Consider the following 25,074-nt stretch of genomic DNA (forward strand, 5'->3'; position numbering starts at 1 on the left):
CTTTAGAATTCGCTGGTAAAGTGGAATTCGATATCCGGGTTATTCTGCCGCTCGGTATTCAGGAACCATTCACTCTGCGCCAGGTATACCAGGTGTCCATCTTTATCTTCCATGATATTGGCCTGCTTGAAACGGACAAAATCTTCAACTTTCTTTTTCTCACCGGTGATCCAGCAGGCTTTATAAAAGGCCATCGGTACAAAATTGACGGAAGCCCCATATTCCTGCAACAAGCGGTACTGGATCACTTCAAACTGCAGGTCGCCTACGCAACCGATGATCTTGCGGTTGCCGCCATGCTGCGTGAAGAGCTGCGCCACACCTTCGTCGGTCAGCTGCCGTAAGCCTTTTTCCAGCTGCTTGGTCTTCATCGGATCTTTATTGATCACCTCTTTGAATATCTCGGGCGAGAAGCTGGGCATACCGGTGAAGTAAAATTGCTCACCTTCGGTCAATGTATCCCCGATCTTGAAATTGCCGGTATCGAACAGGCCAACCACATCGCCGGGATAAGCATCGTCGATCACCTCCTTCTGCCGGGCCATAAAGCTATACGGCGCGCTGAACCGCACATCTTTGTCCAGCCGCACATGGCGATAGTTCTTATTGCGCTCAAACTTGCCACTGCAGACCCTTAAAAAGGCAATACGGTCGCGATGCCTGGGATCGAGATTGGCATGTATTTTAAATATGAAACCGCTGAAACGATCCTCTGTAGGCGCTATCACCCCTTTATCCGTTTTACGGGGTTCGGGTGTGGGTGCGATGCGGATAAAGGTATCCAGCATTTCTTTCACGCCAAAATTATTTACCGCAGAACCGAAAAATACCGGGGCTACTTTCCCTTTCAGGTAATCGTCGGTCTCCAGCTCGCCGTAGACCCCTTCCAGCAGCTCCACATCTTCACGCAACTGGGTCGCATCCCGCACACCTACCTTCTCGTCCAGCAATTGATCTGAAAGATTGGCGATAGGCACGCTGTTCTCATCGGTTCCTTTCTGCCCCGGTGTGAACAGGTTCAGGCTCTTATCGTACAGGTTGTATACGCCCTTAAATTCCTTACCCATATTGATGGGCCAGGTGAGCGGATGAAGGGATATGTTCAGCTCTTTCTCGATCTCGTCCAGCAGGTCAAAAGGAAATTTGCCGTCGCGGTCCATTTTGTTGACAAATACGATTACGGGCGTATCGCGCATACGGCATACTTCCATCAATCGCCGTGTCTGCTCCTCTACACCGTTCACACTGTCGATTACCAGGATAACGCTGTCTACGGCCGTGAGGGTGCGGTAGGTGTCTTCGGCGAAGTCTTTGTGGCCCGGCGTATCCAGCAGGTTGATCAGCATGTCCCTGTATTCAAAGGTCATTACAGAAGTAGCTACAGAGATACCACGTTGACGCTCGATCTCCATAAAGTCGGAGGTAGCGCCTTTTTTGATCTTATTGCTTTTTACGGCGCCCGCCGTCTGGATAGCGCCGCCGAAAAGCAGGAATTTTTCCGTCAGCGTAGTTTTACCCGCATCGGGGTGGGATATGATAGCAAAGGTCTTGCGACGCTCGATTTCGTTAAGGTATTTCATCGTGTTTTTTCCAAACAGATTGACACCCTGCTTTGTGTGGCAAGGTCTCAAAAAGGTGGCAAAGGTCGGAATCTTTTTACATTTTTACGCTGCCGTCACATTAAATGGCCTTTCGGAACCTTCCGAAGCCCTGCTGCACTTGTGGAAAAGAATTGTGTTACCGGTTGAGCACCCACTCCGCTTCTTTCAGGAAATCTGCTATTGGCACGGTCTTTTTAAAGGTTTCCAGGGTAAGCTCCTGTTCCTTATTGTTGCCGGCCTTCCTGAATTTCAGTCGTACATCGGTGCCATTGTACAGTCCGTTGTAGGTTTTCCGCACAATGTTGAAGCCTGTAAAGTCGCCTCTGTTATAGTGCGCAGTAATGATCCCGAACCGGTATACAACGATCTGCCGCTTTGAAGGATCAAAGTAAATGCGCTTGCTGAAGGTGGCCAGCAGCAGCAGGAGCGGAAAAATGAGGATTATGGAAAACCGGTGTTCTGTATCGGAGGGCATGGCCTGGGTAAACACCCTGAACCAGAAATAAAGCAGCGCCAGCAGCAGGATAATGAGCCCGGGTAAGTATTGCCTGCGGCTGTGTCCCGGCCGTAGCCGGTAACCATCTTTAAACGCTTCAAACCACTGCAGCATCCCTGCGTCCTGCAGCGCATAGTCAACTGCTGGCGTAGCCGGCTGCGCCTTTAGCATGGCCCGGATAGCGGGTAGCAATTCCTCGTCAAACACCGTCTTTCCCTTGTCCTGGCCATTGAAGTAGGGGGAAATACGATAGCCTTTACCGTAACGGTCACGCTTGCTCTTGAGACGGTAATACAATCCGACCGAGGTCATGAGCACAATCTCCCCTGCCTCATCGAACCGCATCAGGCTACGGCCGCGGCCTAAAGTACGCTGGGATATCGTCTGGTTGATGAGGTCGAAGGTAATGGTCCTGCGGCTCAGCAGCAGGAGGGGAATGCAGGCCAGGAGCAGCGGCAGCATCAGGATTCCCGGAGCAAGGTTTTTATAAGTGATCTGGCTAAGATCGGCCCGGAAGGCGAACAAAATAATGACGAGGGGCATTAGCAGCAGCAGCAGTACCATAAGCACAATGCCTACGGGCATCAGGAAGGCCAGCGGCTTGATACTGATCTTGTCCGGCCCCGTCTTAAAATAAGCAGCCATCAGGAAACAGCTTTTTTAGCGTTCGCCTTTCGCTTGATCCAACCTATCACGAACATTATAATAAAGAACGGGATCAGGAGGAGAAATGGCTGGTCTGTCAGGCGCCCCAGGAGGCTTATACGCGCTACGTCCCAATCGTGGATGTCGCGATCCAGCAGCGTTTCGCCATGCGCCTTCAGCCCGAAAAGCGTGACCTCCCGCTTATCGCCCATGAAAAAACGGTCGATCGCTTTAAAGAAACCGCCCTTCCTCGCCTCAGCCAGCTGAGCCTTCATTACTTTGACGGTTATCGTGTCGCCTTCTTTCAGTTGCCCGGCAATAGCATCGCGGTCATCGCCTCCCTGCCAGGGCAGGCGCAGGTTGATGGGCTCCTGCCGTACTTTGATAAACAAATAAGAGGCCAGGACCCTGTCCTGTTTTTTTTGCTGCATTTGCCACAGCTCAGTGATCACGAATTGCTGCGTGGTAAAATCGGCTTCTGTGCGGGTGGCCTGCTCCTTGCCTATGTCATCGGCTCCCTTCATGATCCAGAAGCAGAGCAAGGTGCCGATCACGAAAAAGGCGATGATCCCGTAGATGATTTTCTTTGTCATAGTACCGGTTGCGCTTTTGATCCAAAAGTATCGGTTAGCGGCAGCCCGCGGCGGTCATTTATTTATTCGCTTCCTTTTTCTCCAAAATTGCCGGGATACAATTATTATTTATGGCTTTCGGTTTATTTAATACAGGAATTTTCTCATTAATATTTACTTTGCAACCATTTTCTAAAAATTTTTCTCCTGGATGGAACGTTTCACGGGATTGATCGGCATAGCGCTGATCCTCGGTATTGCTTTTTTGTGCTCCAACAATAAAAGGAGGATCAATGTGCGGTTGGTGGTCAGCGGCCTTCTTTTACAGGTGGTGATTGCCCTGCTGATACTGAAGATCCAGAAAGTACAGCAATTCTTTGGTTTGCTGGGCAGGGGCATGCAAAAGATCGAGGGCTTTGCCAAGGAAGGCGCCGCCTTTGTTTATGGCGGCATCGTTACCCAAACGGGCTCCCATGGCAATGTCCCCTACCGTACGGTGATCGAGGGCGACAACCCTTTTGTATTCGGCTTCAGCGTTACGGCAGCGATCATATTGGTTTGCGTGCTGGTCGCTATTTTTTATCATATCGGGCTCATGCAACGTATTGTTTCGGTGATTGCAAAAGGCATGAACTTTGTGATGCGGGTAAGCGGCGCCGAAGCCCTCAGCAACGTTGCCAGCGCCTTTGTAGGACAAGTGGAAGCCCAGGTGATGATACGCCCATACCTCAAAGGCATGACCAAGAGTGAGCTGCTGGCATCCATGAGCGGCAGCCTCGCCTGTATCGCCGGCGGCATCCTGATCGTATACGCCAATATGGGCGCCCAGGCAGGTTTCAACCTGGCGCCTAAGCTCATCATGGCCAGCCTGATGGCCGCTCCCGGCGCGCTGGTCATCTCCAAGATCGTTTTTCCCGAAACGGAGGTATCCCAGACCATGGGCAAAGTGAAGCTGGAGGTCAAAAGCGAGTACACCAACCTGATCGATGCCATTTCGCATGCTGCAGCCGACGGCTTTAAGATCGCCATGAACGTGATCGCCATGTTGATCGGCTTCATCGCGCTCATCGCGCTTATCGATTGGTCGCTGCTAAAAATAGGCCACCTCTTCAACCCCGGTCTGAACCTTTCCCTTAACTGGATCTTCGGGAAGTTGTTCTATCCCTTTGCCTGGTCGATGGGCATTCCCAGGGAAGACGTGAACAATGCGGCAACATTGCTGGGTCAGAAGCTGACGGTGAACGAATTCCTGGCTTTTAAGAGCCTGACTTCCAAAGAAGTACCTATTGTAACGGAAAAGGGCCTGCTTATCGTGACGACAGCGATATGCGGTTTCGCCAATTTTAGCAGCGTGGGTATGCAAATAGGCGGCATTGGCGCACTGGCGCCCGAGCGCAGGGAAGACCTGGCCAGGCTTGGCCTTAAAGCCTTGCTTTGCGGTACCCTGGCCTCTTACCTCAGTGCCAGCATTGCGGGTATCCTCATGTAAAACAAAAAACGCCTGCAGACCGTTATATAAAAAACAAATGCCGATGAAAAGATTGCTTTTCCTGCTGCTCCTTTCACCGGTCCTGCAAGTTTATAGCCAGCAGGCAACACGCCTCTTTTACTTTACACGCCCGACCGATTCTTTTACCCTTGTCGGCGTAAAAAACAGCCGTGGCAAGATCATTATCCCGGCCCGTTACCGCGATTTTCCCGATCATGATACACATCAACCCATCAAAGATTCAATCATCTTCATGGCCGATGGGCGCCGCAGCACCGACGAAACGCCTGCTGCCAGCTACGGCGATGCCTTCGACCGTGAAGGCAAGCTGCTGTATCATCCGATGGTTTTTGACAATGGCCCCGATTACTTTGAAGAAGGGCTGACCCGATGTGTGGAAAAAGATAAAGTGGGATTTGCCGACCGCCGCGGTCTGGTGGTCATCCAGCCACAGTGGGACTGGGCCAGTCCGTTTAGCTATGGCTATGCCTGGGCCTGCAGGGATTGCTATCTCGATCGCAGCCGGGATCCGGAGCATCCCGATATCCTGTTCCGGCCAGGCTCCCGCCGGATCGTGATCAACAAGGAAGGCAAAGAAGTGCAGCCCATGGAAGCGCCGGCCTCGCCGCTGGACCTGAAGACCGACGAGGGCTACCTGCCTTACCCTTTCCGTTATACCGTTGCCGAGCAACAGTTGGTAGATAGCTTTGACCGTACAGAGGTGCTGCACAAGCTGGCTTTTATGAATTACAGCCCCAGGGTGACCGGGAAGGAAGCAAGACTCCGCTTCGAGCTGATCGAAAAGCCGCCTGCAAACCCCGGCTATGTGGTGCAGGCCTATCGCTATAAGGACGGCGTATACCGCGCAGCAGACGACATGCAGTTCTTTGTCGACGCCAGAGGGGCCTGGTTCTATAATCCTTTTTTTGATGCGCCCCGGCCTTTCGGCCAATGGCTGCAGCAGGAGTTGAAAGCCTCCGACGACTATTTCAGGACCTACCCCGATGCGCCTAACCGCTTTGACACCCAACTGTTCAGGAAAACCCGTTAACGTTACCCTGTAGAGACGTTGCATGCAACGTCTCTACAGGGTAACCCATGCAACGTCTCTACAGGTAACCCATGCAATGTCTCTAAAGGGCACAACCGACATTTCCCGTGCCGGATAGCCAATTTATCTTAATTTTGCGCTCCCTTAAAGGGATATTAGCGTGTTTTTTCATGGGACAAAAGAAACTGATCCGCTTCGAAGCGATCAAAGGATTTGAGAATGTGCTGGAATACCCCAAAGAGATGAAGGGTAAATGGCATACTTTTTTTAAGAACGATCATCCGATCACGCTGGAACTGGCCTGCGGCAAAGGCGAATATTCGGTAGGCCTCGGCCGCCTGTATCCGGAAAGAAATTTTATCGGCATCGATCTGAAAGGCAACCGCATCTGGCGCGGCGCCAAAACAGCGTTGGAGGAAGGTCTGGGCAATGTGGCTTTTGTGCGTTCCCATATCGACAAGCTGACCGACTATTTTATGCCGGGCGAGGTTGCCGAGATCTGGATCACCTTTCCCGATCCGCAGCTGCGTGGTTCACGCATGAAGAAAAGACTGACTTTCCCCCGTTTCCTGCGGCTATACCAGCAGGTACTGCAGCCCGGCGGTCCTATCAACCTTAAGACCGATAGCCCCGACCTGTACCAATTTACCAAAACAGTGATCGGGCTGTACGACCTGGAGATGTTGGCCGACGACGACAATATTTATGCCAATGGCGAAGTGAGCCCCGAGTTGGCTATCAAAACACATTACGAAGGCCTGGATATCGCCGGCAGCAACCGCGTGCATTATCTCCGGTTCCGGATAACGGGTGACCTTCCTCTTGAAACAGACCAGGAGCTGAAAGAAATGTTCCGGATGCAGGAAGATGAAGCCGATGATGATGAAACGGGGGATTAAATATCCCTATTCCGGAAAAATGAATAAAACCTGCACAACACTATGCAGGTTTTTTTGTTGCTTTTTACGACTTGAATCACTCGTAAAAAAAGTCCCGGATCTATGTTAATTTAGGGTAAAGAAACCGGCTGAAACCATTGATCATTAAGGTCTATACCCCTATGCGGGGTATTTTGCCGCTTCACCTTTTCTTAACTCAAAAATACTTTACATTTGCTTTTGACGTTAAACTAACAATCAATTATTTAATACAGATATGCTGCGATTCATGCGAAACAAGATCCTGATACCTGCCCTTATCGTGACTGCCCTGGCTGTGTTCTTTTCGTTCCGGTACCTTGGCGGTGATGGCGGCGGCACCAGCAACGATACAGAGCATAAGACGATCCTGAATACGGTAATGATGGTGCTATCGCAAGGACACTATGCACCCAGGCCCATCGACGATGCTTTTTCCCAATCGGTATACGACAAAACATTGGAAAGCCTGGATTATGAAAAGCGTTTTTTCCTGCAATCCGACGTAGACAACCTGGGCACGTACCGCAATAAGATTGACGACGAGATCAAGGATAATTCACTGGAATTCTTTGACAAGATCAACAACCTTTTCCTGCAAAGAGTAACTGTAGCTGAGGGCTATTATAAAGCGATCCTGAGCAAGCCCTTTACCTTCAGCAGCAACGAGGAGATAGAGCTGGACGGTAAAAAAATGGGCTTCGCCAAAAACGAAGAAGACCTGAAAGGCCGCTGGGAAAAGTATCTCAAGTACAGGGTACTGGCCAAATATATCGACCTCAAAAATGCAGAAGACAAAAAAGCAAAGGATTCGGCACGGTACAAAGTGCGTGACTTTGCTTCAATGGAAAAGGAAGCCCGCGAAACAATCGGAAAAGTACAGGATCGCTTTTTCAAGAGGCTGAAGAAGATGAACGATAATGATCGCTTCGCCATATTCATGAACAGTATTACCGGTTCGGAAGATCCGCATACAGACTTCCTGCCTCCTGAAGATAAAAAGCGCTTTGATGAAATGATGTCGGGCAGCTTTATCGGCATTGGCGCTTCCCTGCAACAACAGGAGGATGGTAAAATCAAAGTGGCATCCATCATTACCGGCAGTCCGGCCTGGAAACAGGGACATCTGAAATCTGAAGATGTGATCGAAAAAGTAGCGCAGGGCGAGCAAACACCGGTAGATGTGGAAGGTATGGAAACCGACGAAGTAGTAAAGCTTATCCGTGGTCCCAAGGATACCGAAGTACGACTGAGCGTAAAGCATAACGATGGCACCAAAGAAGTGGTTCCTATTATAAGGGGCACCGTTGATTACGAAGATGCCTTTGCCAAATCGGCTGTTATCGAGAACCAGGGCAAGAAGATCGGCTATATCTATCTTCCCGAATTCTACGCTGATTTCAGCGGCAATGGCAGTGGCCACTACAGCGGTAAGGATGTTGCTGCAGAAGTAACCAAGCTGAAGGCAGAAAACGTGGACGGTATTGTGCTCGATCTCCGCAACAATGGCGGCGGTTCGCTTACCGATGTAGTTGACATGGCAGGTATCTTTGTGGGTAAAGGCCCTGTGGTACAGGTACGCGCCAGCGGCAATCAAAGCGTAACCCTGAAAAGCCAGAATCCCACACCGTTGTACACCGGCCCGCTGGCCATTATGGTGAACAACGGCAGCGCATCTGCTTCCGAGATCATGGCTGCTGCTATGCAGGATTATGGCAGGGCTGTGGTGATCGGTACCAATACTTTTGGCAAAGGCACCGTGCAAAAATTGGTGGCGCTGGATCAGTTTGTGAACTCTTCGATGAGGGACCAGATCATTTCCGCTTTCAACCGTGCCAAAGGCGGCGATGCGACCTACGACGGCATCGGTTCATTGAAACTGACCATCCAGAAATTTTATCGTGTCAATGGCGGTTCCACTCAATTGAAGGGTGTTACGCCCGATATCATTTTGCCCGATGCTTACGAGCAGCTGGACAATATAGGCGAGCGTAGGGATAAAGCAGCGCTGCCCTGGGATAAGATCAATCCTTCCAATTATAAGATATGGGACTACCCGCCGGCGCTGGCAGGCCTGCGCGCCAACAGCAAGAAGAGGGTAGAAGGTAATGAGACCTTCAAGATCATCAAGCAAACGGGCGATCGCCTGAAACAGCAACAGGACAACAATATCATGCCACTGAACGAGACCAAGTTCATTGCCCGGCAAAAAGAAGCGGAAGCATTGAGCAAAAAGCTGGAAGAGCTGGATAAGATCGCCAGCCCCATCACGGTGCAAAACCTGAAAGCAGATATGGGCCGCATCAATATCGACTCCAGCTCCCGCACCAAGAACAACGAATGGTTAAAAGCGCTGAAAAAAGACGTTTATATCGCCGAGACGACCAATGTGCTTAACGACTGGATCACCAGCACCGCCAAAGTAGTGAAGCTGAGCCCGGCGCATGCCGACTAGTAAGTAAAAAATTAAAAGTGAAAAGTAAAAAATAGAAAGTATAAAGGACTGCCCTATGGTGGTCCTTTTTTGTTGCTGCGATAGGAGCCACGTATCTGGCTTCTCTTTCTTTTGTATCATTGCACATGATTTTCCGGCTATCCGATGAAGACCTCTGGTTTCCCGATCCCGCCCTGGCCGAAGAGGACGGGTTGCTGGCGGTTGGCGGTGACCTGAGCGGGGCACGCCTGCGACTGGCCTATGCGCAGGGTATATTTCCCTGGTTCAGCAAAGGTGATCCGGTATTGTGGTACGCTCCTCACGAACGCTGTGTGCTGTTTCCCGGTAGTATCCATATGAGTAAGAGCATGCAGCAGGTATTGCGGCAAGGTCGCTTCCATATTACCCGGGATACTGCTTTCGGGCAGGTTATCCGCAGTTGTGCGACGATACTACGCAAGGGTCTGGAGGGCACCTGGATCACCGGGGCCATGCAACAGGCTTACCTCAACCTTCACCTTGAAGGTATAGCGCACAGCGTGGAAGTATGGAACGGCCCGGAGCTCGTGGGTGGGCTGTATGGTGTTGCCGTAAATAAGGTCTTTTGTGGGGAAAGCATGTTCAGCAGGACCAGCAACGCCTCTAAGGCAGCATTGATATGGCTTTGTCGCCATGGCGGGTATCAATTAATCGACTGCCAGCTGCCCAATCCCCATCTTATGAGCCTGGGTGCAGAGATGATCCCGCGGGAAAAATATTTATCGATATTGCAGGGCTGACAGAACAAAAGAAGATAAATCGTGTTTTGTTACCTTTTGGAACGGAAGCTACCGGAAAGCGTTCATTGGGCCGGGATTAAAAATAAAATAGCCAATCGCTCACTTTCCAGATTTCGCATACTATATTTGAACCGCCGAAAATAAATAATATTTGCCCCCTTATAGTCATCATACCGAAGCAGAGTTGGTCGCATTGCTGAAGAGCAAAGACCAGCAAGCGTTTAGTTATCTTTACGATAACTATGGCGCAGCGTTGTATGGTGTGGCCATGAAAATGCTGAACAAGGAAGAGGCAGCGAAGGATTTGCTCCAGGAGGTCTTCATCAAAATATGGCGTAATATTGCCAGCTACGATCCCTCACGCGGAAGGCTCTACACCTGGATGCTGAATATTGCGCGCAACGCCGCCATCGATGTGCTGCGTTCGTCCGGATTTAATCAGGACAAAAAAATCTCTGGGATTGAACAAAACGTATATAACGATAATAGTGCTCTGTCCACTTCGCAGAAGACAGATCACGTTGGCTTGAAACAGATCGTGGAAGGACTAAAAGAGGAATATAGGCTGATCATTGATCTGGCGTACTTTAAAGGATTCACCCAGGAAGAAATCGCCAGGGAGCTGAATATACCTGTGGGTACGGTAAAAACCAGGTCAAGAAATGCCCTGTTACAGCTAAAAAGTATAATGAAATAAGCGTGGATATCCAGCAATACATATCATCCGGGGTCATTGAGGCATATGTGCTAGGCATTGCCGCTGACGAAGATGTGCGGGAACTGGAACAGCTTTCCCATCAATATCCCGAGATCGCTGCCGCCGTCGAAGAGTACCGGCGGTCGCTGGAGGCTTATGCCGATGCCCTGGCTATAACGCCGCCGGCAGGACTGAAGGACCAGATATGGTCGGCCATCCAAGCCGATGAGCAGCAGTTGCCTGTGGTACATCCGTCGCAGGAGCACACCGGCAGCACCTTTGATTTTGCTACCAATGAAGGCAAAGGAGGCCGCAGGGTACGCTTGTACCGTTCGCTGGCAGCAGCTGTAGCGTTGCTCCTGGGCAGCATCACACTCAATATTGTGCTGTGGAACCAGTCGCAGCAGACCGGCAAAAAAATGTCGGAGATGAAGCAGGAACAGCAAAGAATGCTGGCCGACAACCAGGATTTCCGCAGCAGGCTGGAACAATCGGCCCACCAGCTGGATCTCTTGCTGGATCCTTTCGTAAAATCCATTGTATTGGCCGGTGTGGGTGCTCATACCAATAATAATGCTATGTTGCTTTGGGACGGCCGCAGCAAGGATGTCTACCTCTCGCTTAAAAATATGCCGCTACCCCCCGCGGGCAAGCAATACCAGCTTTGGGCCATTGTCAATGGTAAACCGGTAAGCGCCGGTGTTTATACAATGGATGGCAAGCAAGCTATGCAGAAAATGAAAACGATACCCCAGGCAGAGATGTTTGCGATCACACTGGAGCAGGAGGGTGGCAGCGAAACACCCACACTCGACGAAATGTATGTAGCCGGCAAAGTACAGGGATAACCGATCGCCGGCATCTGAACCTGAGCGCTGTTCCTTACCGGAACGGCGCTTTCTTTTTGCATATGCCTCTTTAGGAAAACATTTAAAAAACCGCCCGGTACCTGCTATCGTATATGCTGACAAACAGCTTTGAAAAAACATTTATGAAAACAACAGCAGTAAAACAGCTCGCCATCGCAGCTATGGCCTTGCTCACCCTCGGTATCCAGCCTGCCTTTGCGCAAAAAGAAAAGACGGTAACCGTCGGCGGCGCACCCATGTATCCTTCAAAGAACATTGTGGAGAATGCGGTAAATTCAAAAGATCACACCACGCTTGTGGCTGCGGTAAAGGCAGCCGGACTGGTAGAAACCTTATCGGGAACAGGTCCGTTTACGGTATTTGCGCCCACCAATGAAGCATTCGATAAACTACCGCCAGGCACTGTAGCCGACCTGGTGAAGCCTGAAAACAAGGAAAAGCTTACCACCATACTCACCTACCATGTAGTACCCGGAAAAATGGATGCAAAGGAGCTTATGATGAAGATCAAAGCGGGAAAAGGTAAAGCTATGCTTACAACAGTACAAGGTGGTACACTCACGCTGATGCAGCAGGGAAAGGACCTGTGGGTTATGGATGCGCAAGGGAATAAAGCGAAAGTAACGATCAAAGACGTGTATCAGAGCAACGGCGTGATCCATGTGATCAATGCTGTACTGATGCCTTAAGGAACGGACGAATGTGTGTGTGTGCGATTGCTTGGTCTAACGGGAGCCGGTTGGTTCCCGTTCTTTGTTTCAACAAAAAAGCTACACCAAACAGCGTAGCTTTTTTATTGAAATAAGTATAGTAGGGCCTTACTGATTCAGGATATCTCTTGAGATTACCAGTTTCTGGATCTCGGAAGTGCCTTCGCCGATGGTGCACAGCTTGGAATCACGGTAGTATTTTTCCACAGGGAAATCTTTGGTATAGCCGTAGCCGCCGAAGATTTGCACCGCATCGGTAGATATCTCTACGGATATTTCCGAAGCGTAATATTTGGCCATCGCCGACTCCTTGGTCATTTTCACACCACGGTTCTTCATATCGGCAGCCTGGTAGATCAGCAATTCGGCGCCTTCGATCTTGGTGGCCATATCGGCAAGCTTGAAGGCGATTGCCTGGAAGCTGGCAATAGGCTGATCAAACTGATGACGCTCTTTAGCATACTTTAGGGAAGCCTCATAGGCGCCTTTAGCGATACCCAGGGACAACGCGGCAATAGAGATACGGCCGCCGTCCAGCACTTTCATGGCTTGCTTAAAGCCATCGCCTATTTTGCCCATGCGCTGCGCGTCGGAGATACGGCAATTGTCGAATACCAGCTCTGTGGTTTCTGAGGCACGCATACCCAGCTTATTTTCTTTTTTACCCGCACTGAAGCCGGGTGTACCCCGCTCAACGATAAAGGCGGTCACATTGTTCTTGGTTCGCGGCTCGCCGGTACGGGCCAGTACCACGGCTACATTACCGGTCTTACCATGTGTGATCCAGTTCTTGGTACCATTCAATATCCAATCGTCGCCATCGCGGATAGCGGTGCAACGCATATTGCCGGCATCGCTGCCGGTATTGGCTTCGGTAAGGCCCCAGGCGCCAATCCATTCACCACTGGCCAGCTTCGGAAGGTATTTTTTCTTTTGCTCCTCGTTGCCGAAATATAAGATGTGACCGGTGCAGAGAGAGTTGTGCGCCGCTACAGATAGCCCGATAGAGCCGCATACCTTGGCGATTTCGCTTACCACAGTGACATATTCAAAATAGCTTAGCCCCGAACCGCCGTATTCGGCAGGCACCAGCACGCCCATCAGGCCCAGCTCGCCCATTTTATGAAACAGCTCCACGGGGAAGGTTTGGCTTTCATCCCACTCCATCATGCTCGGGCGGATATGTTTATTGGCAAAATCACGGATCATCTCCGTAATCTGCATCTGGGTCTCTGTGAGATTAAAATCCATAGTAGTCGTTATTAAATATTTACTGTATCAGCGGACCGCCAAATAAGGCGCAATTTTACGATATTTTTCTTCATTTATCAAGGGAACCTGCCGCAATTGTTCGATTTCGGCAAAGCTCCCGAGATCGCTACGCAGCTTTATGATACCCGAGGCCAGCTTTTTCCCTATATAAGGATGGCGGGCCAGCTCTTCCTCAGTAGCCAGGTTAACGTTGATCTTTTTCACCAGGCCGGGATCAACAGTCAGCTGATCCTTAAGTTGCTGGTAAGTGCTGTCGGGAAATCCATATACTTCCTTTAGCTGCACTACCTGGATAAAACCGCCCAGGGACTCCCTGAAACTTAGTATCCGCCGGGAATATCCCGGTCCTATACCGCGCAATGCGATCAGGGCTCCGGCATCTGCCGTATTCAGCTCCAGTGGCCCGGAAGGGACCTCAGCGGGTTCCGTCTTCCACTCCGGACGATCCTGTACGCCACCGGCAACTTCACGCTCTCCCGCGATACGTACGTAGGGAGCTATCCGTTCATAATCTTCCGGCCGCAAGGTGTACAGCTTCTGCAGGTCGTCCTTCTTCCGGAAACGACCGCCTTTGCTGCGGTATTTGATCAGCGTACGCGCCGTGCGTAACGGCAGTCCCAAGCCTGTGAGCACCTCTTCACTTGCCGTATTGGGGTCAAAGAACTGCATGTTGACGCTCCGCTGCCCATCATCTGTGTCATCGTACCGGGTATAAGATCCAGTTGGCTTGTCCGCCCTTTGCTCCTCAATGATATGTTCCTTACGGAACTGCGTCCAGGCCTGCTGCAGCGCTTTTTCCCGGGCATCCTGTCGTGGTGGCTGCAGTGCCGGTAGCAAGCGCCACACCAGGGTCGCCGCCAGCAATAAGCCTAATAAGATCAATGCGCCCGCCCTCGAACGGCGGGATAACCGGAAATCGTTTGTTGTTTGCGCCATAGGAATAAAATTTCCGGCGCAATCTTAGTGGTGTTGGCACTCAAATATACATATTAAATGCACCTTGAAATCTTTTTTTGTATAAAAAGAAGAGCCGCCCCGGCAAAATACGGGGCAGCTCTTCGGCAAAGGCAATCAAGATGGTTACTACCGGACAACGCTAAGCTTAGCACGCTGCAGCACCTGTACTGCATCACGCAATATCACCTGGTACAAGCCGGGCGCATAGTGTTCCAGCCCCAGTTGCCAGCTACCCTGCCGTTTCAGCAAAAGCTTGCTGTCTACGCTGCGTCCTGCCGCATCGTAGATCTCCAGGTAATGCGGCTTCCCATTATCCTCAAAGCGATAATCGATATGGGCATTATCCCTGGCAGGGTTAGGCGCCAGCGTTAGCATAGCGGCATCCTGCGCGTGGAGCTCGTTAAGACTCGTAGGGCGGCCATCGCAGCCAATGAGGCTCAGATCCATATCATCGCTCATTGCCGAGCAATAGCCATTATTCAACTCAAGGTTGTAGGTTCCTGCCGACGTAAAGGTGACTGCGGTGGGCACCACACCAGGACCCGTCATATAAATGCCCGGGAAGTTCTTGTAATAGGTCCAGCGGGAGAAACGGACAATAGGGCCGGTCACCGAATAGGTACCTGTATTGCACAGGTTATAACAGCCCGAGGGAAATATCCACAGGTATACGTGCGGATCTTTGGGCGTTGCGATCGCGGTGCGGCTCTGGCAGCCGAAGGGATCGGTATAGGTTACCTGGAAAGGCCCGCCTGTCGGTACGATCACAGGATTGCCGCTGGCCCCATTGCTCCAGTTATAAGCACCCGGCAGGGATGGACTGGCCGTAAGCCGCACCTCGTAAGGATTGCAGCCTACTACGTTGAATGACAGACCGGGATTGGCAGGATTACCATGAACCGTTACGGTAAAGGGCGCACTGGTCTTCACACAAGCGCCACCACCCGGCTTGGGTATCGTCACTTCCACAGTATAGGTATACGAGCCCGGGCTGGCCTGGTTGCGGGTAAGCGAAGCCGCAGTACCTACCGTAGTAGCGCCTTCAAACCAGCGGTAGGTTGCCTGCGCACCGGCATAGCCGCTCAGCGTATAATCCGTATTGATACAGGCATCTTTGTCGCCGAAGATGTCTACCGGCGGCATCTGGATAATGTTCACCGTATCGGCCTTGGCATTATCGGTACAGCCATATTGATCGCTTACATACACCCAGTAATAGCCCGAATTGAATACTGTGGTCGGGCTGCTGGTCGTAACGGCGATCGTATCTTTTTGTTTCAGCCAGTTGTAGCGGTTGCCCTGGAATTTACCGGCATTAGGCGTATAGCTGAGCGTAACCGGTGTGCCTTCGCAGGGATTTTTAGGATTGGACACAGTAGCGCCTTCCAGGCGGTCGGCGATCACCTGAACACTTTTCGTTATGGAGGAAGAGCAGCCTGCGGCATCCTGTACGGTAAGCATAACCGGGTAGGTACTGCCCGATACCGGCATGGTATCGTAAACCCGTACGGCGTTATAGCCGGCAAGATCGGCATTGTCGCCGAAATTCCAGAAGCCGCTTGTCGCAACCGCATTGGTGCTGGTATTGGTAAATACCACCGCAGCATCACGGATACAGGTAATGGGTCTTGCAAAGGTGAAATTGGCTACAGGCAGCGCCGGGACTGTTATCGTATTGGTGATGGTGCAGCTATCGGTGCTGCGAACCACCCTTATGCCCATGGTATAGCTACCCGGGGCGAGACTCATGGTATAGCTGCCACTGGCGGAAAGGCTGCTCCAATGGTCGCCGGGAAGATTGGGATCGTAATAACGAAGGCCCAGCAATGCCGCACCGGTGCTGGTCCCTGTCCACGACACCGTGGTACCCCGTTTACCACCGGTAAGCGTACAATTAAAGGATACACTGAAGCTGGGGTCACAGATCGAAGAGCCCCCGCCCGAGGGTGGCGGTATAAATTGGCAGCTATCGGCCACTTGCACAGTATCGCTCTTTGCCTTGCAGCCATTAGCGGCCACCGCTTCAATAAAATAGAATCCCTCACTGGCTGGGTTAAGGATGCGGCTCGTCGCCATCGGCGCTGCTGAAGGAAGCACCGGGTTAGTTGAACCGCCGGCTGTATAATAATAGAGATCGTAAGTGGTAGCCGGCGGATTGCCCCAGGCGCTGCCCGTATTGGTTAGCATCAGGGTATCCTTTGTTTGTCCCGGCGCCAGGCAGGACAAGTTATCTGACAAGTCGATGATCGGCGCGCTCTTCACCCAGACTTGCTTCTTTGCTGAAAATCCGTCGGGACAGCCGGATGGATTGGGCACAAAAATCGCAACCTCCATCGCTTTGTCCGGCCCACGGAAGGGCTTGAAGATGTGATTGACAGAAGTGGCGCTCGTCGTTGTGGGGAAAGGATCGTCGGAAAAGCTATAGACGATGGTTCCGGCAGGAGCACCGGTCACATTTACCGTTACCGGCTGGTTGACACATTGCGTATCGGGCAGCACGGTTAAAACAGGTGTGGTAGGAAAGGCCGGTGAAACCTGCACATTAAGCGTGTCGATATAGAAGATGAAGCATTTCCTGATCTTACAGATCACCTTTGCTGCACCGTTGGTATCGTTCCACTGGATCGTAGCATTGGGTGTATTTTGCCCGCCGCTCACGCTGCCTTTTACAGCGGGATATACACTCCACTCATAGCTTTCTGCACCAGGATAGCTATTGTTATAGGCCATGGACTGGTTGCGGCAGGGAGTAGTGTTTCCCGTAATCACAGGATTGACCACCGGCGGATACACCGTCTTCGTGCTCACATTGGAGCGACAATAGGGAAATTCCTTCATCTCCCGGTAGACCATTATGGTGAAAGGACCCGAGGAAGCAGGATTAAGCGTAACATAGCTTTTATCACCGGCAGCACTGTTCACCGTACCGGTATTGGTACCGCTCATGCTCCAGGCAAACAGCGTGCCGTATAGGGCATTGCCTGCGGCATACTCTACGGGAACGCCCTTACAAATGGTATCGGGGCCGGTGATCTGGTTCACGTTGGGCGGTGGGGGAAAAGCCCTGATGAATAAGGGATCGGGCGGGCAGAAACCGGTTCCTGCAGCGTTGAGCACGTAGATGCCAGGCGTTGTAAAGCTGCGCACAATACTGTTGCCTGTACCGGTGCCTACTGTAGCACCGTTGAGCGTCAGGGTCCAGGTGCCGCTGTGACCATTAGCCAGAGTATAAGTGTAATTGGTATTGAGACATATTTTGTCCTGGCCGTTGATCTTTTCCTGCGGCTGTATATTGATCACCAGCGAAGCAGTGCCCAGGCAGTTGAGCAGTGTATTCTGGTAATTGCAACGCAACGTTACCGTACCCGCAGTACCATTCGTCTTCAGGATGATCTCGTTGGGCTGATCACTGGGAACAAGCGTCCCCAGGCCACTTGGTGTCATACTCCAGTTGAAACGGGTAGAAGGCCATTGCGGCAGGCGGTAAAGGTATTCTCCGTTAGGGCATATTGTCACTTCGCCTTCGATTGTGCCCGTGCTCATAATAATGGGTACCTTTACTACCGTCGTATTAGGACACATGCCGGCACAGGAAGGTGTGTATTTCAGGTAGCCGAACCCTGAAGGGGAACCGCTCCACTTTACCGAAGTCGTTCCGGGAGCCGGGCTTATAAGCGAGCCGTTGGATACCGACCAGGAAGAGGCGCTGCAAGGCGTGTTCACGCTATAGTTGCTGATCGCACCCTGGCATACCACACCGGGGCAGGTAATGACCGCGCCGGCCTTAGGCTGTACCTGGACCCGCATGGTATAGCTGGTGCTGCAGCCGCAGGCATTGGTCACGGTAAGGGTTACGGTATAGCTCCCGGTTCGGAACAAATGGGTAACGGGCATGGTAAGGCTACCCTGCGCATTGCTGTACTGGCCATCACCGAAGTCCCAGCGCCAGGCTACAATAGGTGAAGACGAAGGGCTAAAAGATTTATCCAGAAAGATCACCTCGGCGCTGTCGCAGACAACAAGGCTGGTCCTGGTGGTATCGGGCAAGGCAACGAAGCGTGCCTTAGGACTTTCAATAATTTCAATACACATAGTACGGCTGCCTTTGCAACCGCTGGTGGTGGTCTCCGTTACGGTAATACTACCCTGCCCTGGTCCGTTCCAATGGATGGTAACAGGATTGGCATTGGCAGACCCAACAATAGAACCGCCATTGACGCTCCAGCTATAAGTACTGCCGGTATTGCCGGTAGCCCTGTAGACCACATTGTTGTCGGAACAGGCCTTAACACATCCGGAGTCTTCAAAAGGCGGCATCGGCTGCTGCTCATTAGGCGGCACCAGTGATTGGCAGGCGACCCGGAAATCGGTGGTGATCAGGGGCTGAGGTAAAGGCAATATGGTAACGTTAAGCGTACCCCTTTGCAAGGTATCGCCATTACTGTTCACGCCATAGACCAGTACCTGCCCGGAGCCGTCAAGCCCCCAGAGGAAAGTAGCATTGCCGGCTGTTGCCGATACCAGGCTGCCATTGGTATTGCCGCTGCGCCAGATATAGATAAAACCAGGGGCCGGCGCAATGGTATAGATCTGCGAAATGCCTTTACATACGGTCGCCGGGCCGGTAATAGGGATGGTCGTTTGCCCGCGGGCAATACTGCCTGTCACCAGCAGAAACAGCAGACAACAGAAACGTTGTAGAAAATTGAGGTGCATAAGCGAATGGTTTTTAAAATAAAACAGTAAGAAAAGCGAAGTGCTGTCCTAAAGTAATATGCCGACCAGAAGAAGGCAAGGACAAATGAGTAAGTGTTGGCGACTTTGCAGTAAGTGTAGGAAAAGGAAAACAGAGCGCTAAAGAACAGCCTGGCTAATACGCAAGTATCGCGGTGGCTTAAAAATGGGGAAGGGTACGGGCCATAAGCAAAGGGCAGGCCCAGACTAACCAATACGGATTCAATTGGTGTATTGGGATCAAAAGGTTGCAGGCTCGCAGTAACAGGCGAGGCTTTGGGAAGCCTTCCATTGTCCAATTAACACACTCGCCGATATTCAACTGAAGCCCTTTGGAAGCTTACAGATCTACTCATAAGGAAGACACTGTCACATAAAGCAAAACGTCTTCCATACACGCAAAGCGAATATGGAAGACGTTTTGTTCAATGTACAGAACAACTGAATGTCCTGTAGGTATATATCGTCTGACTATCTTAATGTTGCACGATCAGCTTTTTCGTAATCTTGCCCTGAGTAGCCGATACGTTGACCAGATATACGCCGCTGGCAAGATGTGCTGTACTAAAAGAAAGGATATGCACACCGGCGTTCCGTACAGCGTTGTCCAGCTCTGCGACTACCTGACCACTAATACTGGTAAGCGTTATGTGTACAGCGGTTTTTCCAGCCAGGGTGAGCTTCATATGAGCTTGTCCGGAAGCAGGGTTGGGGAACAGTTCCAGGTTGCCAAAGGCATCGGGCATTGTTATGGGCTTGAGGCCTGTAGGATCTACCGTCAGGAATTCCGCCATAATATGAGTCAGGTAAGTGTTATCCAGCTGGCCATGTCCGGCAATCTGACCGGCATATGTGCCTCCAGCGTTATCTTCCGCACCAACCCAAACATCCATGGGTGTATGGTTGCCCGGCGTACCGCCCGCTTTTGCACCATTGCCATTCGTAATCGGATTGGAAGCATAAGATACCACAATACGTCGACCAGCTGTATCCACGCGGGGCCATAATTCAGGACGTCCCTGAAAGGTGTAAGTAGTATAATTGGGGTACCATCCGTTCGGGCTGGTGGTACCGAAGTCGATATCTCCACGCTGTGTTCCTGCCGGATTAGCCACTGTTGTAGTGGTAGCGGCGCCACTTGAGGATGCACCGTTGCCGTTTTGACGTGGACCCATAGCATAAGTACGGATCATAGTGCCGTTATTCTGAGCATCATTCTGATCGTGTAATCCTACGATAGCCGTACCGCCACATTCATGATCGGAGCTGGAGAAAATAAGGGTTTTGGAGTTCGTTTCTCCCAGCAGCTTGCGGCCCTGTGCAACAGAGTAATCAAAAGCGAGCACTTCCTTGATCAGGTAATCGGAACCATAGATCGAGTCATGACGCGGTGTGGTGGGGGTTGCACCATAAATCACCTCGCCACCGCCTTTATAGGAGCGTTTGTCGGCATCAACCACATACAGGTTGTTGGGACTGCTGGGTACTACAGTAATACCGCCGCTATTGGCATGTTCCAGATGATCGATCCTTCCACCTTCAACCAGCAGGAAGAATCCTTTGCTGCCCCCTTTTGCTTTCAGTATTTTAATTGCCATTTCGGTCATTTCCGGCAATGATGGTTCCCAGGGAGCATCCATTTGACGATCTTGTTCGTAATTGACATGCGAAGCATTAAAGAGGCCGATTACTTTTTTATTGTTCGTGGGTGTGAATTGAGTTGTGTCGAGGTTCAGCAATGCATCCCGGCTGTTCACGTAAACATAGCCGCGTTGCTGCGCCAATGCGACCAGGTTTACACTGTCTGCCCTTTTACCAGTTTGTCTGACTACAATACCGGCAGCGTCCAGCACGGGATTACCGGCCGCATCCTTAATGGTATCATTGAAAGATTTAGGCAGAAAATGCCGGGCTCCACCACCCAGGATGACATCGATTTCCACACTATCTTTAGGTGCGGGCAGTTGCCAGTCGCGGGAAGGATTATAAGGCTTGATCAACGATGCAGGATCATTGAAGATCGCCTCGTATTGTGTCTGCGACGAAGAGATATACTGGGCAGCGATATAATCTTCCAAGTCACGGAACCAGATATGTGAGCCAAAAGTAGCAGGTGTAGCATGCGTCACACGGGTAGTGGTTACCAGGCCAACAGCATAACCTTGCTTTTTGGCCTTCTCCAGAATGCTTTCTACAGACTCTCCGGTACCAACATTAAAAGAAATAGCTTCATTGTCAAGCTTACCGGGCTTTCCACAAGCATAAGCCGAAGCGCCGGGGCCAGAGTCGGTAATCCAGGAGTTCAAACTATGGGTTGTGAGTGTTCCATTATACTGTAACTTGTCCAGAGCCAGGATGTGAAAATTGGCATCGTCTGTAAAACGTTTGCCTGGAGTGCCTTGTCCAAGCGACATACGTGCCGCGGTCTTTGCAGAAATACCGAACCCATCACCGATATACATGATCAGGTTGCGGGGCTGTTGATTTTGTGCCAGGGCCAGTGAGCTCAGGGCTGCCAGAGCTGTAGTGGATAAAAGTTTTTTCATTAGAGCGTATTTTTTTTGAATAAGTGCTGGCGTATGGCCGTTTTAAATGTCCCGCCTGAATGGCAGAAACCGTATCCAATGCCATACATTTGGAAGCCGGATAACGCCGGCAAAGGTCAAAGCGTGGCATTAACGCAGCATTACCGGTTTATTACGCTTGGGTTATGTGAGCGAAAGTGTTCCATTATCTTAAAATTAAATCTGCATCAAGAGTGAGCTTCTTGTATGGTTCATGCTCTTTTACTTCGTTTTTTTGCATCCCCGTTATCAGTGCCGCAATCTGGCTCGTTAACAATTTGGCTACAAAAAAATGACTGCAATGAAATTCATGATAACACTGCTCGTCTGCATTACCCTGCAGGCCTCTGCCCAGGCAGGCGAAAAAGTATTTCCCTTGTTGAAAGGTAAGCCGGTGAAGCTGTTATCGACGGATAATGAGGTTTTGTTCGTCCAGGAAAATAGTATATCTGTGCTGGAAGGGGCCACATTACATACGCTCATCAGCGATGCCGGCCCCATCAATGACGTAGTAGTAAAGGGCAATGAACTATGGATCGCCACACAGGAAGGATTAAAAGTAGTGGATAGAAATAGCCGGCAGATAAAACGAACCGAGTTTGCCCACAAGCGGATCAGTGCTCTGGATAAAGATGTATATGATCGCATCTGGGTGGCTACTGCCTTGGAGGGGGTGTACATGCAATCGGGCGATAGCTTCACGCTAAAACTGAATACGAATGGTGCCAACACTTTGATTTGTACTGGAGACAGTGCCATTTGGGTTGGCACCTCCGTAGGCCTATATCGCCTGGCAGCCGGAAATTTCGCAGTTACCCGGTATGCGGAAGAGGGCTACAGTGGCTATGAGCTGCCCGACAATATCGTAGAGCGGCTGTATCAAGATGAACAATCAAATATATGGGTGCTGATGCCCGAGAACATCTCCTTCAAAAGCAGCACGCATTACAATGGAGAGATCCCCTCCTATACCTATGTAGGAGACAAATACAATGACATCTATACTATTGTAGCGTTAGCACAGAGTTCATATTTTTTCGTAACGGGGAAAGGACTTTTTTTCCTGCCTTCCAATGCCCTCAAAGAAGACCACCATCAGGAGTCCCAGACGGAAGAAATACATAGTACGACAAGCACACAGGCTTATGCCTTAACAAGCGGGCAGTTATATACACCTGCAGCACTGAAGGACGAACCGGTATTATTTGCAGGTAAAGCAAACGAAAATATCTATTTCCTTACGGCCAAAGGAGGATGGAAGGTGCCGGAAAAAAAATTGCTGAAGGGCATACTAAAAAAATAGAGGGTGTCCGCGTAAAGATGACTGTGCCGGTCAGCATTGAAAAGGCGCTATCCTCTTAAGGCAGGCCTGTACTACAGAGCAGCTGAGTTGTAGCTACGATCAAGTCAGGGAGCAATAAGTAAATGCAGCCTTTGGTTCTGCAAGTGTGGGCGATACTGAGGCCTGCCCAGCACATGGAATAACCGGAAATAAGAATACAGAATCCGGTCTCAGCGAACTATTTGTTTTTGGGCGGCTTTGTCAATTGGCGGTACAACTGATAGAGGCTGACGAATAGCGCCACCACCGGCAGTATCACAAGGAAAGCCGGGGAACTGTGCAGCTTTTCATCGAGCTTCAAACCACCCCATACACCCAGCCCAAGCAGCACCATCATTTGCGTGCCAACGGCAGCATATTTCATCGCGTTGCCATATTTGTTCTCTTCGGGTGTCGTCTCTTTCATGTTGAAATAAATATAAGGCGATTATCCGTTCTTTCAAAATTTTCTACCTTTAGGGGCAAATATAAAACCATGTCCGTAATACGCCCCTTTAACATAAAGAACTGGATCGACGAACACCGCCATTTGCTGAAACCCCCTGTAGGCAACCAACAGGTCTACAAAGATGTTCAGGACTTCATCGTGATGGTAGTCGGCGGCCCCAATAGCCGTAAGGACTTCCACTATAATGAGACTGAAGAGCTCTTTTACCAACTGGAAGGCGACATCGTCGTACGCATTATTGAAGACGGTAAGATCGTGCCTGTCGAGATCAAGGCAGGCGATATGTTCCTGTTGCCGGCAAAAGTACCCCACTCTCCCCAGCGCGGTCCCAATACTGTAGGCCTGGTGATCGAGAAAGTACGCCCCGGCGATATGAAGGACTCTTTTGCCTGGTATTGTGAAAACTGCTCCAATAAGCTATACGAGGAATTCCTGCCGGTAAACGATATCGTGAACCAATTGCCGCCCGTAATGAATGCCTTTTATGCCGACCTGGATAAACGCACCTGTAAAAAATGCGGTACTGTTATGGAGCCACCCGTACCCGTGAAATAATATAAGCACACGACATAAAACAGCCCGCTCAACGGGCTGTTTTTTTGTAGAAGCTGATCTCAAGCAGCGTAATCAAAAAATAAAGCATGGCAAGGGAAATGGCAGAGCACCGCAGCATGACCATTGCCCGGATCAGTATACGGTTGCCCATGCAGGCGCCCAAAAAGCTGAGCGCCATGACCAGCATCAACAAGCGTAATGCCAGCCCGCCTTTCACGATATTGGGCTCCTTCCATAACGCCAGCAACCAGAACAAGGCACTCAACAGCAAATAGACTGCCATTAGTACAACACTTGCTCTGATGGCCTCGGGCGCTGCAAGCAAGGCGCCACAAAAGAAAAGTAAGCACAGAAACTGGAAACAGGCATCCACTCTTTTGAATTCCCCGATCAAACGGTAACGGCTTTTCATGATCACGGATTTAGTATGTTCCTTTATAGATGTATTACCGGAGCCGAAGGTTGTAAACCCGCTCCTGCAAACAATATATCCGGCAGTGTTATTTCCCGGTTATGGATGCTCTTCGCGCTGCATCCTCTTCCCGGTTACCAAGCCTGCGATAAAAAGAGACTTCAGCCACAGTAATAAAGAAGTAAGAGAAACCCAGTACCGGTCCTACGATGATCATAGCGTAAGCGGCAATCAAAATGGCAACACTATAGGTGCTTACGATGAGCGCCAGCAATAGGGGTACCAGAATAAACAGGACACGAATAAACCGCCCGCCCCGTGTTTTGGCCGGCTCTGTAATCAATACAAACAGCCAGAATACAGCACTGAATACCTGGAAGCCGGCCATGATCAACACGGCATTGCGATGCATGGCAAACTCGGATGACAAGAAAAAGCAGCCGATCATGAACAGGAAGCAAAGCGCCTGGATAACAGCGTCTCCGTTCTTTAGCCCTGCGATAAAGCGATATTTACGATTCATAACGATG

General features: G+C 50.7%; 20 protein-coding genes. 10 read left to right on the forward strand and 10 right to left on the reverse strand.

Going from position 1 to position 25,074, the window contains the following annotated elements:
• Nucleotides 1–2 precede the first annotated feature (2 nt).
• From DZK30_RS17355 to DZK30_RS17365, 3 genes are all read right to left on the reverse strand, one after another.
• Nucleotides 3–1,580 (reverse strand): peptide chain release factor 3, encoded by a 1,578-nt coding sequence (locus DZK30_RS17355; protein ID WP_118975629.1) that lies wholly within the window; start codon nt 1,578–1,580, stop codon nt 3–5.
• A gap of 157 nt (nt 1,581–1,737) precedes the next feature.
• Nucleotides 1,738–2,742, reverse strand: a complete 1,005-nt coding sequence (locus DZK30_RS17360; protein WP_118975435.1) for a hypothetical protein — start codon at nt 2,740–2,742, stop codon at nt 1,738–1,740.
• Nucleotides 2,742–3,335, reverse strand: a complete 594-nt coding sequence (locus DZK30_RS17365) for a hypothetical protein (RefSeq protein WP_118975436.1) — start codon at nt 3,333–3,335, stop codon at nt 2,742–2,744. Before DZK30_RS17365 ends, DZK30_RS17360 begins: the two co-directional genes overlap by 1 nt.
• A gap of 190 nt (nt 3,336–3,525) precedes the next feature.
• On the opposite strand from DZK30_RS17365, the gene DZK30_RS17370 reads away from it, so the two are divergent.
• The 8 genes from DZK30_RS17370 to DZK30_RS17405 all read left to right on the forward strand — a co-directional run bounded on the left by DZK30_RS17370 (nt 3,526) and on the right by DZK30_RS17405 (nt 12,239).
• On the forward strand, nt 3,526–4,803 hold the full coding sequence (locus tag DZK30_RS17370) for a NupC/NupG family nucleoside CNT transporter (protein WP_118975437.1): 1,278 nt from the start codon (nt 3,526–3,528) through the stop codon (nt 4,801–4,803).
• Between the two features lie 43 nt (nt 4,804–4,846).
• Nucleotides 4,847–5,854, forward strand: coding sequence for a WG repeat-containing protein (locus tag DZK30_RS17375; RefSeq protein ID WP_162903185.1), 1,008 nt, complete (start codon nt 4,847–4,849; stop codon nt 5,852–5,854).
• 170 nt (nt 5,855–6,024) lie between these two features.
• Nucleotides 6,025–6,753 (forward strand): tRNA (guanosine(46)-N7)-methyltransferase TrmB, encoded by a 729-nt coding sequence (gene trmB, locus DZK30_RS17380; protein ID WP_118975439.1) that lies wholly within the window; start codon nt 6,025–6,027, stop codon nt 6,751–6,753.
• A gap of 268 nt (nt 6,754–7,021) precedes the next feature.
• Nucleotides 7,022–9,226 carry a carboxy terminal-processing peptidase gene (locus DZK30_RS17385; protein ID WP_162903186.1) on the forward strand — a complete coding sequence of 735 codons (2,205 nt, stop codon included), beginning with the start codon at nt 7,022–7,024 and terminating at the stop codon, nt 9,224–9,226.
• A gap of 125 nt (nt 9,227–9,351) precedes the next feature.
• Entirely contained in the window at nt 9,352–9,984 is a 633-nt protein-coding gene (gene aat, locus DZK30_RS17390) for a leucyl/phenylalanyl-tRNA--protein transferase (RefSeq protein ID WP_118975441.1), read from the forward strand.
• A 151-nt stretch (nt 9,985–10,135) separates the two neighbouring features.
• Nucleotides 10,136–10,681, forward strand: a complete 546-nt coding sequence (locus DZK30_RS17395; RefSeq protein ID WP_118975442.1) for a sigma-70 family RNA polymerase sigma factor — start codon at nt 10,136–10,138, stop codon at nt 10,679–10,681.
• A gap of 2 nt (nt 10,682–10,683) precedes the next feature.
• Nucleotides 10,684–11,529 carry an anti-sigma factor gene (locus DZK30_RS17400; protein WP_162903187.1) on the forward strand — a complete coding sequence of 282 codons (846 nt, stop codon included), beginning with the start codon at nt 10,684–10,686 and terminating at the stop codon, nt 11,527–11,529.
• A 143-nt stretch (nt 11,530–11,672) separates the two neighbouring features.
• Nucleotides 11,673–12,239 (forward strand): fasciclin domain-containing protein, encoded by a 567-nt coding sequence (locus tag DZK30_RS17405; RefSeq protein ID WP_118975630.1) that lies wholly within the window; start codon nt 11,673–11,675, stop codon nt 12,237–12,239.
• 129 nt (nt 12,240–12,368) lie between these two features.
• Here DZK30_RS17405 and DZK30_RS17410 read toward each other — a convergent pair whose 3' ends face one another.
• The 4 genes from DZK30_RS17410 to DZK30_RS17425 form a co-directional block, all read right to left on the reverse strand.
• Nucleotides 12,369–13,511 carry an acyl-CoA dehydrogenase gene (locus tag DZK30_RS17410; protein ID WP_118975444.1) on the reverse strand — a complete coding sequence of 381 codons (1,143 nt, stop codon included), beginning with the start codon at nt 13,509–13,511 and terminating at the stop codon, nt 12,369–12,371.
• Nucleotides 13,512–13,538: 27 nt separating this feature from the next.
• Nucleotides 13,539–14,468, reverse strand: a complete 930-nt coding sequence (locus tag DZK30_RS17415; protein WP_118975445.1) for a ComEA family DNA-binding protein — start codon at nt 14,466–14,468, stop codon at nt 13,539–13,541.
• A gap of 147 nt (nt 14,469–14,615) precedes the next feature.
• Complete coding sequence (locus DZK30_RS17420; RefSeq protein WP_118975446.1) at nt 14,616–19,205, reverse strand: PKD domain-containing protein; 4,590 nt, start codon at nt 19,203–19,205, stop codon at nt 14,616–14,618.
• Nucleotides 19,206–19,699: 494 nt separating this feature from the next.
• Nucleotides 19,700–21,769, reverse strand: a complete 2,070-nt coding sequence (locus DZK30_RS17425; RefSeq protein WP_118975447.1) for an alkaline phosphatase — start codon at nt 21,767–21,769, stop codon at nt 19,700–19,702.
• Between the two features lie 319 nt (nt 21,770–22,088).
• Here DZK30_RS17425 and DZK30_RS17430 point away from each other — a divergent pair, with 319 nt between their 5' ends.
• Nucleotides 22,089–23,090, forward strand: a complete 1,002-nt coding sequence (locus DZK30_RS17430; RefSeq protein ID WP_118975448.1) for a hypothetical protein — start codon at nt 22,089–22,091, stop codon at nt 23,088–23,090.
• 217 nt (nt 23,091–23,307) lie between these two features.
• Here the strand turns inward: DZK30_RS17430 and DZK30_RS17435 are convergent, their stop codons facing one another.
• Nucleotides 23,308–23,535 (reverse strand): AtpZ/AtpI family protein, encoded by a 228-nt coding sequence (locus DZK30_RS17435; RefSeq protein ID WP_118975449.1) that lies wholly within the window; start codon nt 23,533–23,535, stop codon nt 23,308–23,310.
• Between the two features lie 69 nt (nt 23,536–23,604).
• On the opposite strand from DZK30_RS17435, the gene DZK30_RS17440 reads away from it, so the two are divergent.
• Nucleotides 23,605–24,132, forward strand: coding sequence for a 3-hydroxyanthranilate 3,4-dioxygenase (locus DZK30_RS17440; protein WP_118975450.1), 528 nt, complete (start codon nt 23,605–23,607; stop codon nt 24,130–24,132).
• Between the two features lie 28 nt (nt 24,133–24,160).
• Here the strand turns inward: DZK30_RS17440 and DZK30_RS25920 are convergent, their stop codons facing one another.
• Nucleotides 24,161–24,544 carry a hypothetical protein gene (locus DZK30_RS25920; RefSeq protein WP_162903188.1) on the reverse strand — a complete coding sequence of 128 codons (384 nt, stop codon included), beginning with the start codon at nt 24,542–24,544 and terminating at the stop codon, nt 24,161–24,163.
• An 88-nt stretch (nt 24,545–24,632) separates the two neighbouring features.
• Nucleotides 24,633–25,067, reverse strand: coding sequence for a hypothetical protein (locus DZK30_RS17445; RefSeq protein ID WP_162903189.1), 435 nt, complete (start codon nt 25,065–25,067; stop codon nt 24,633–24,635).
• Between the last annotated feature and the right edge of the window lie 7 nt (nt 25,068–25,074).

The organism is Taibaiella koreensis (genome assembly GCF_003545715.1).
Taxonomy (GTDB): Bacteria; Bacteroidota; Bacteroidia; order Chitinophagales; family Chitinophagaceae; genus Taibaiella; species Taibaiella koreensis.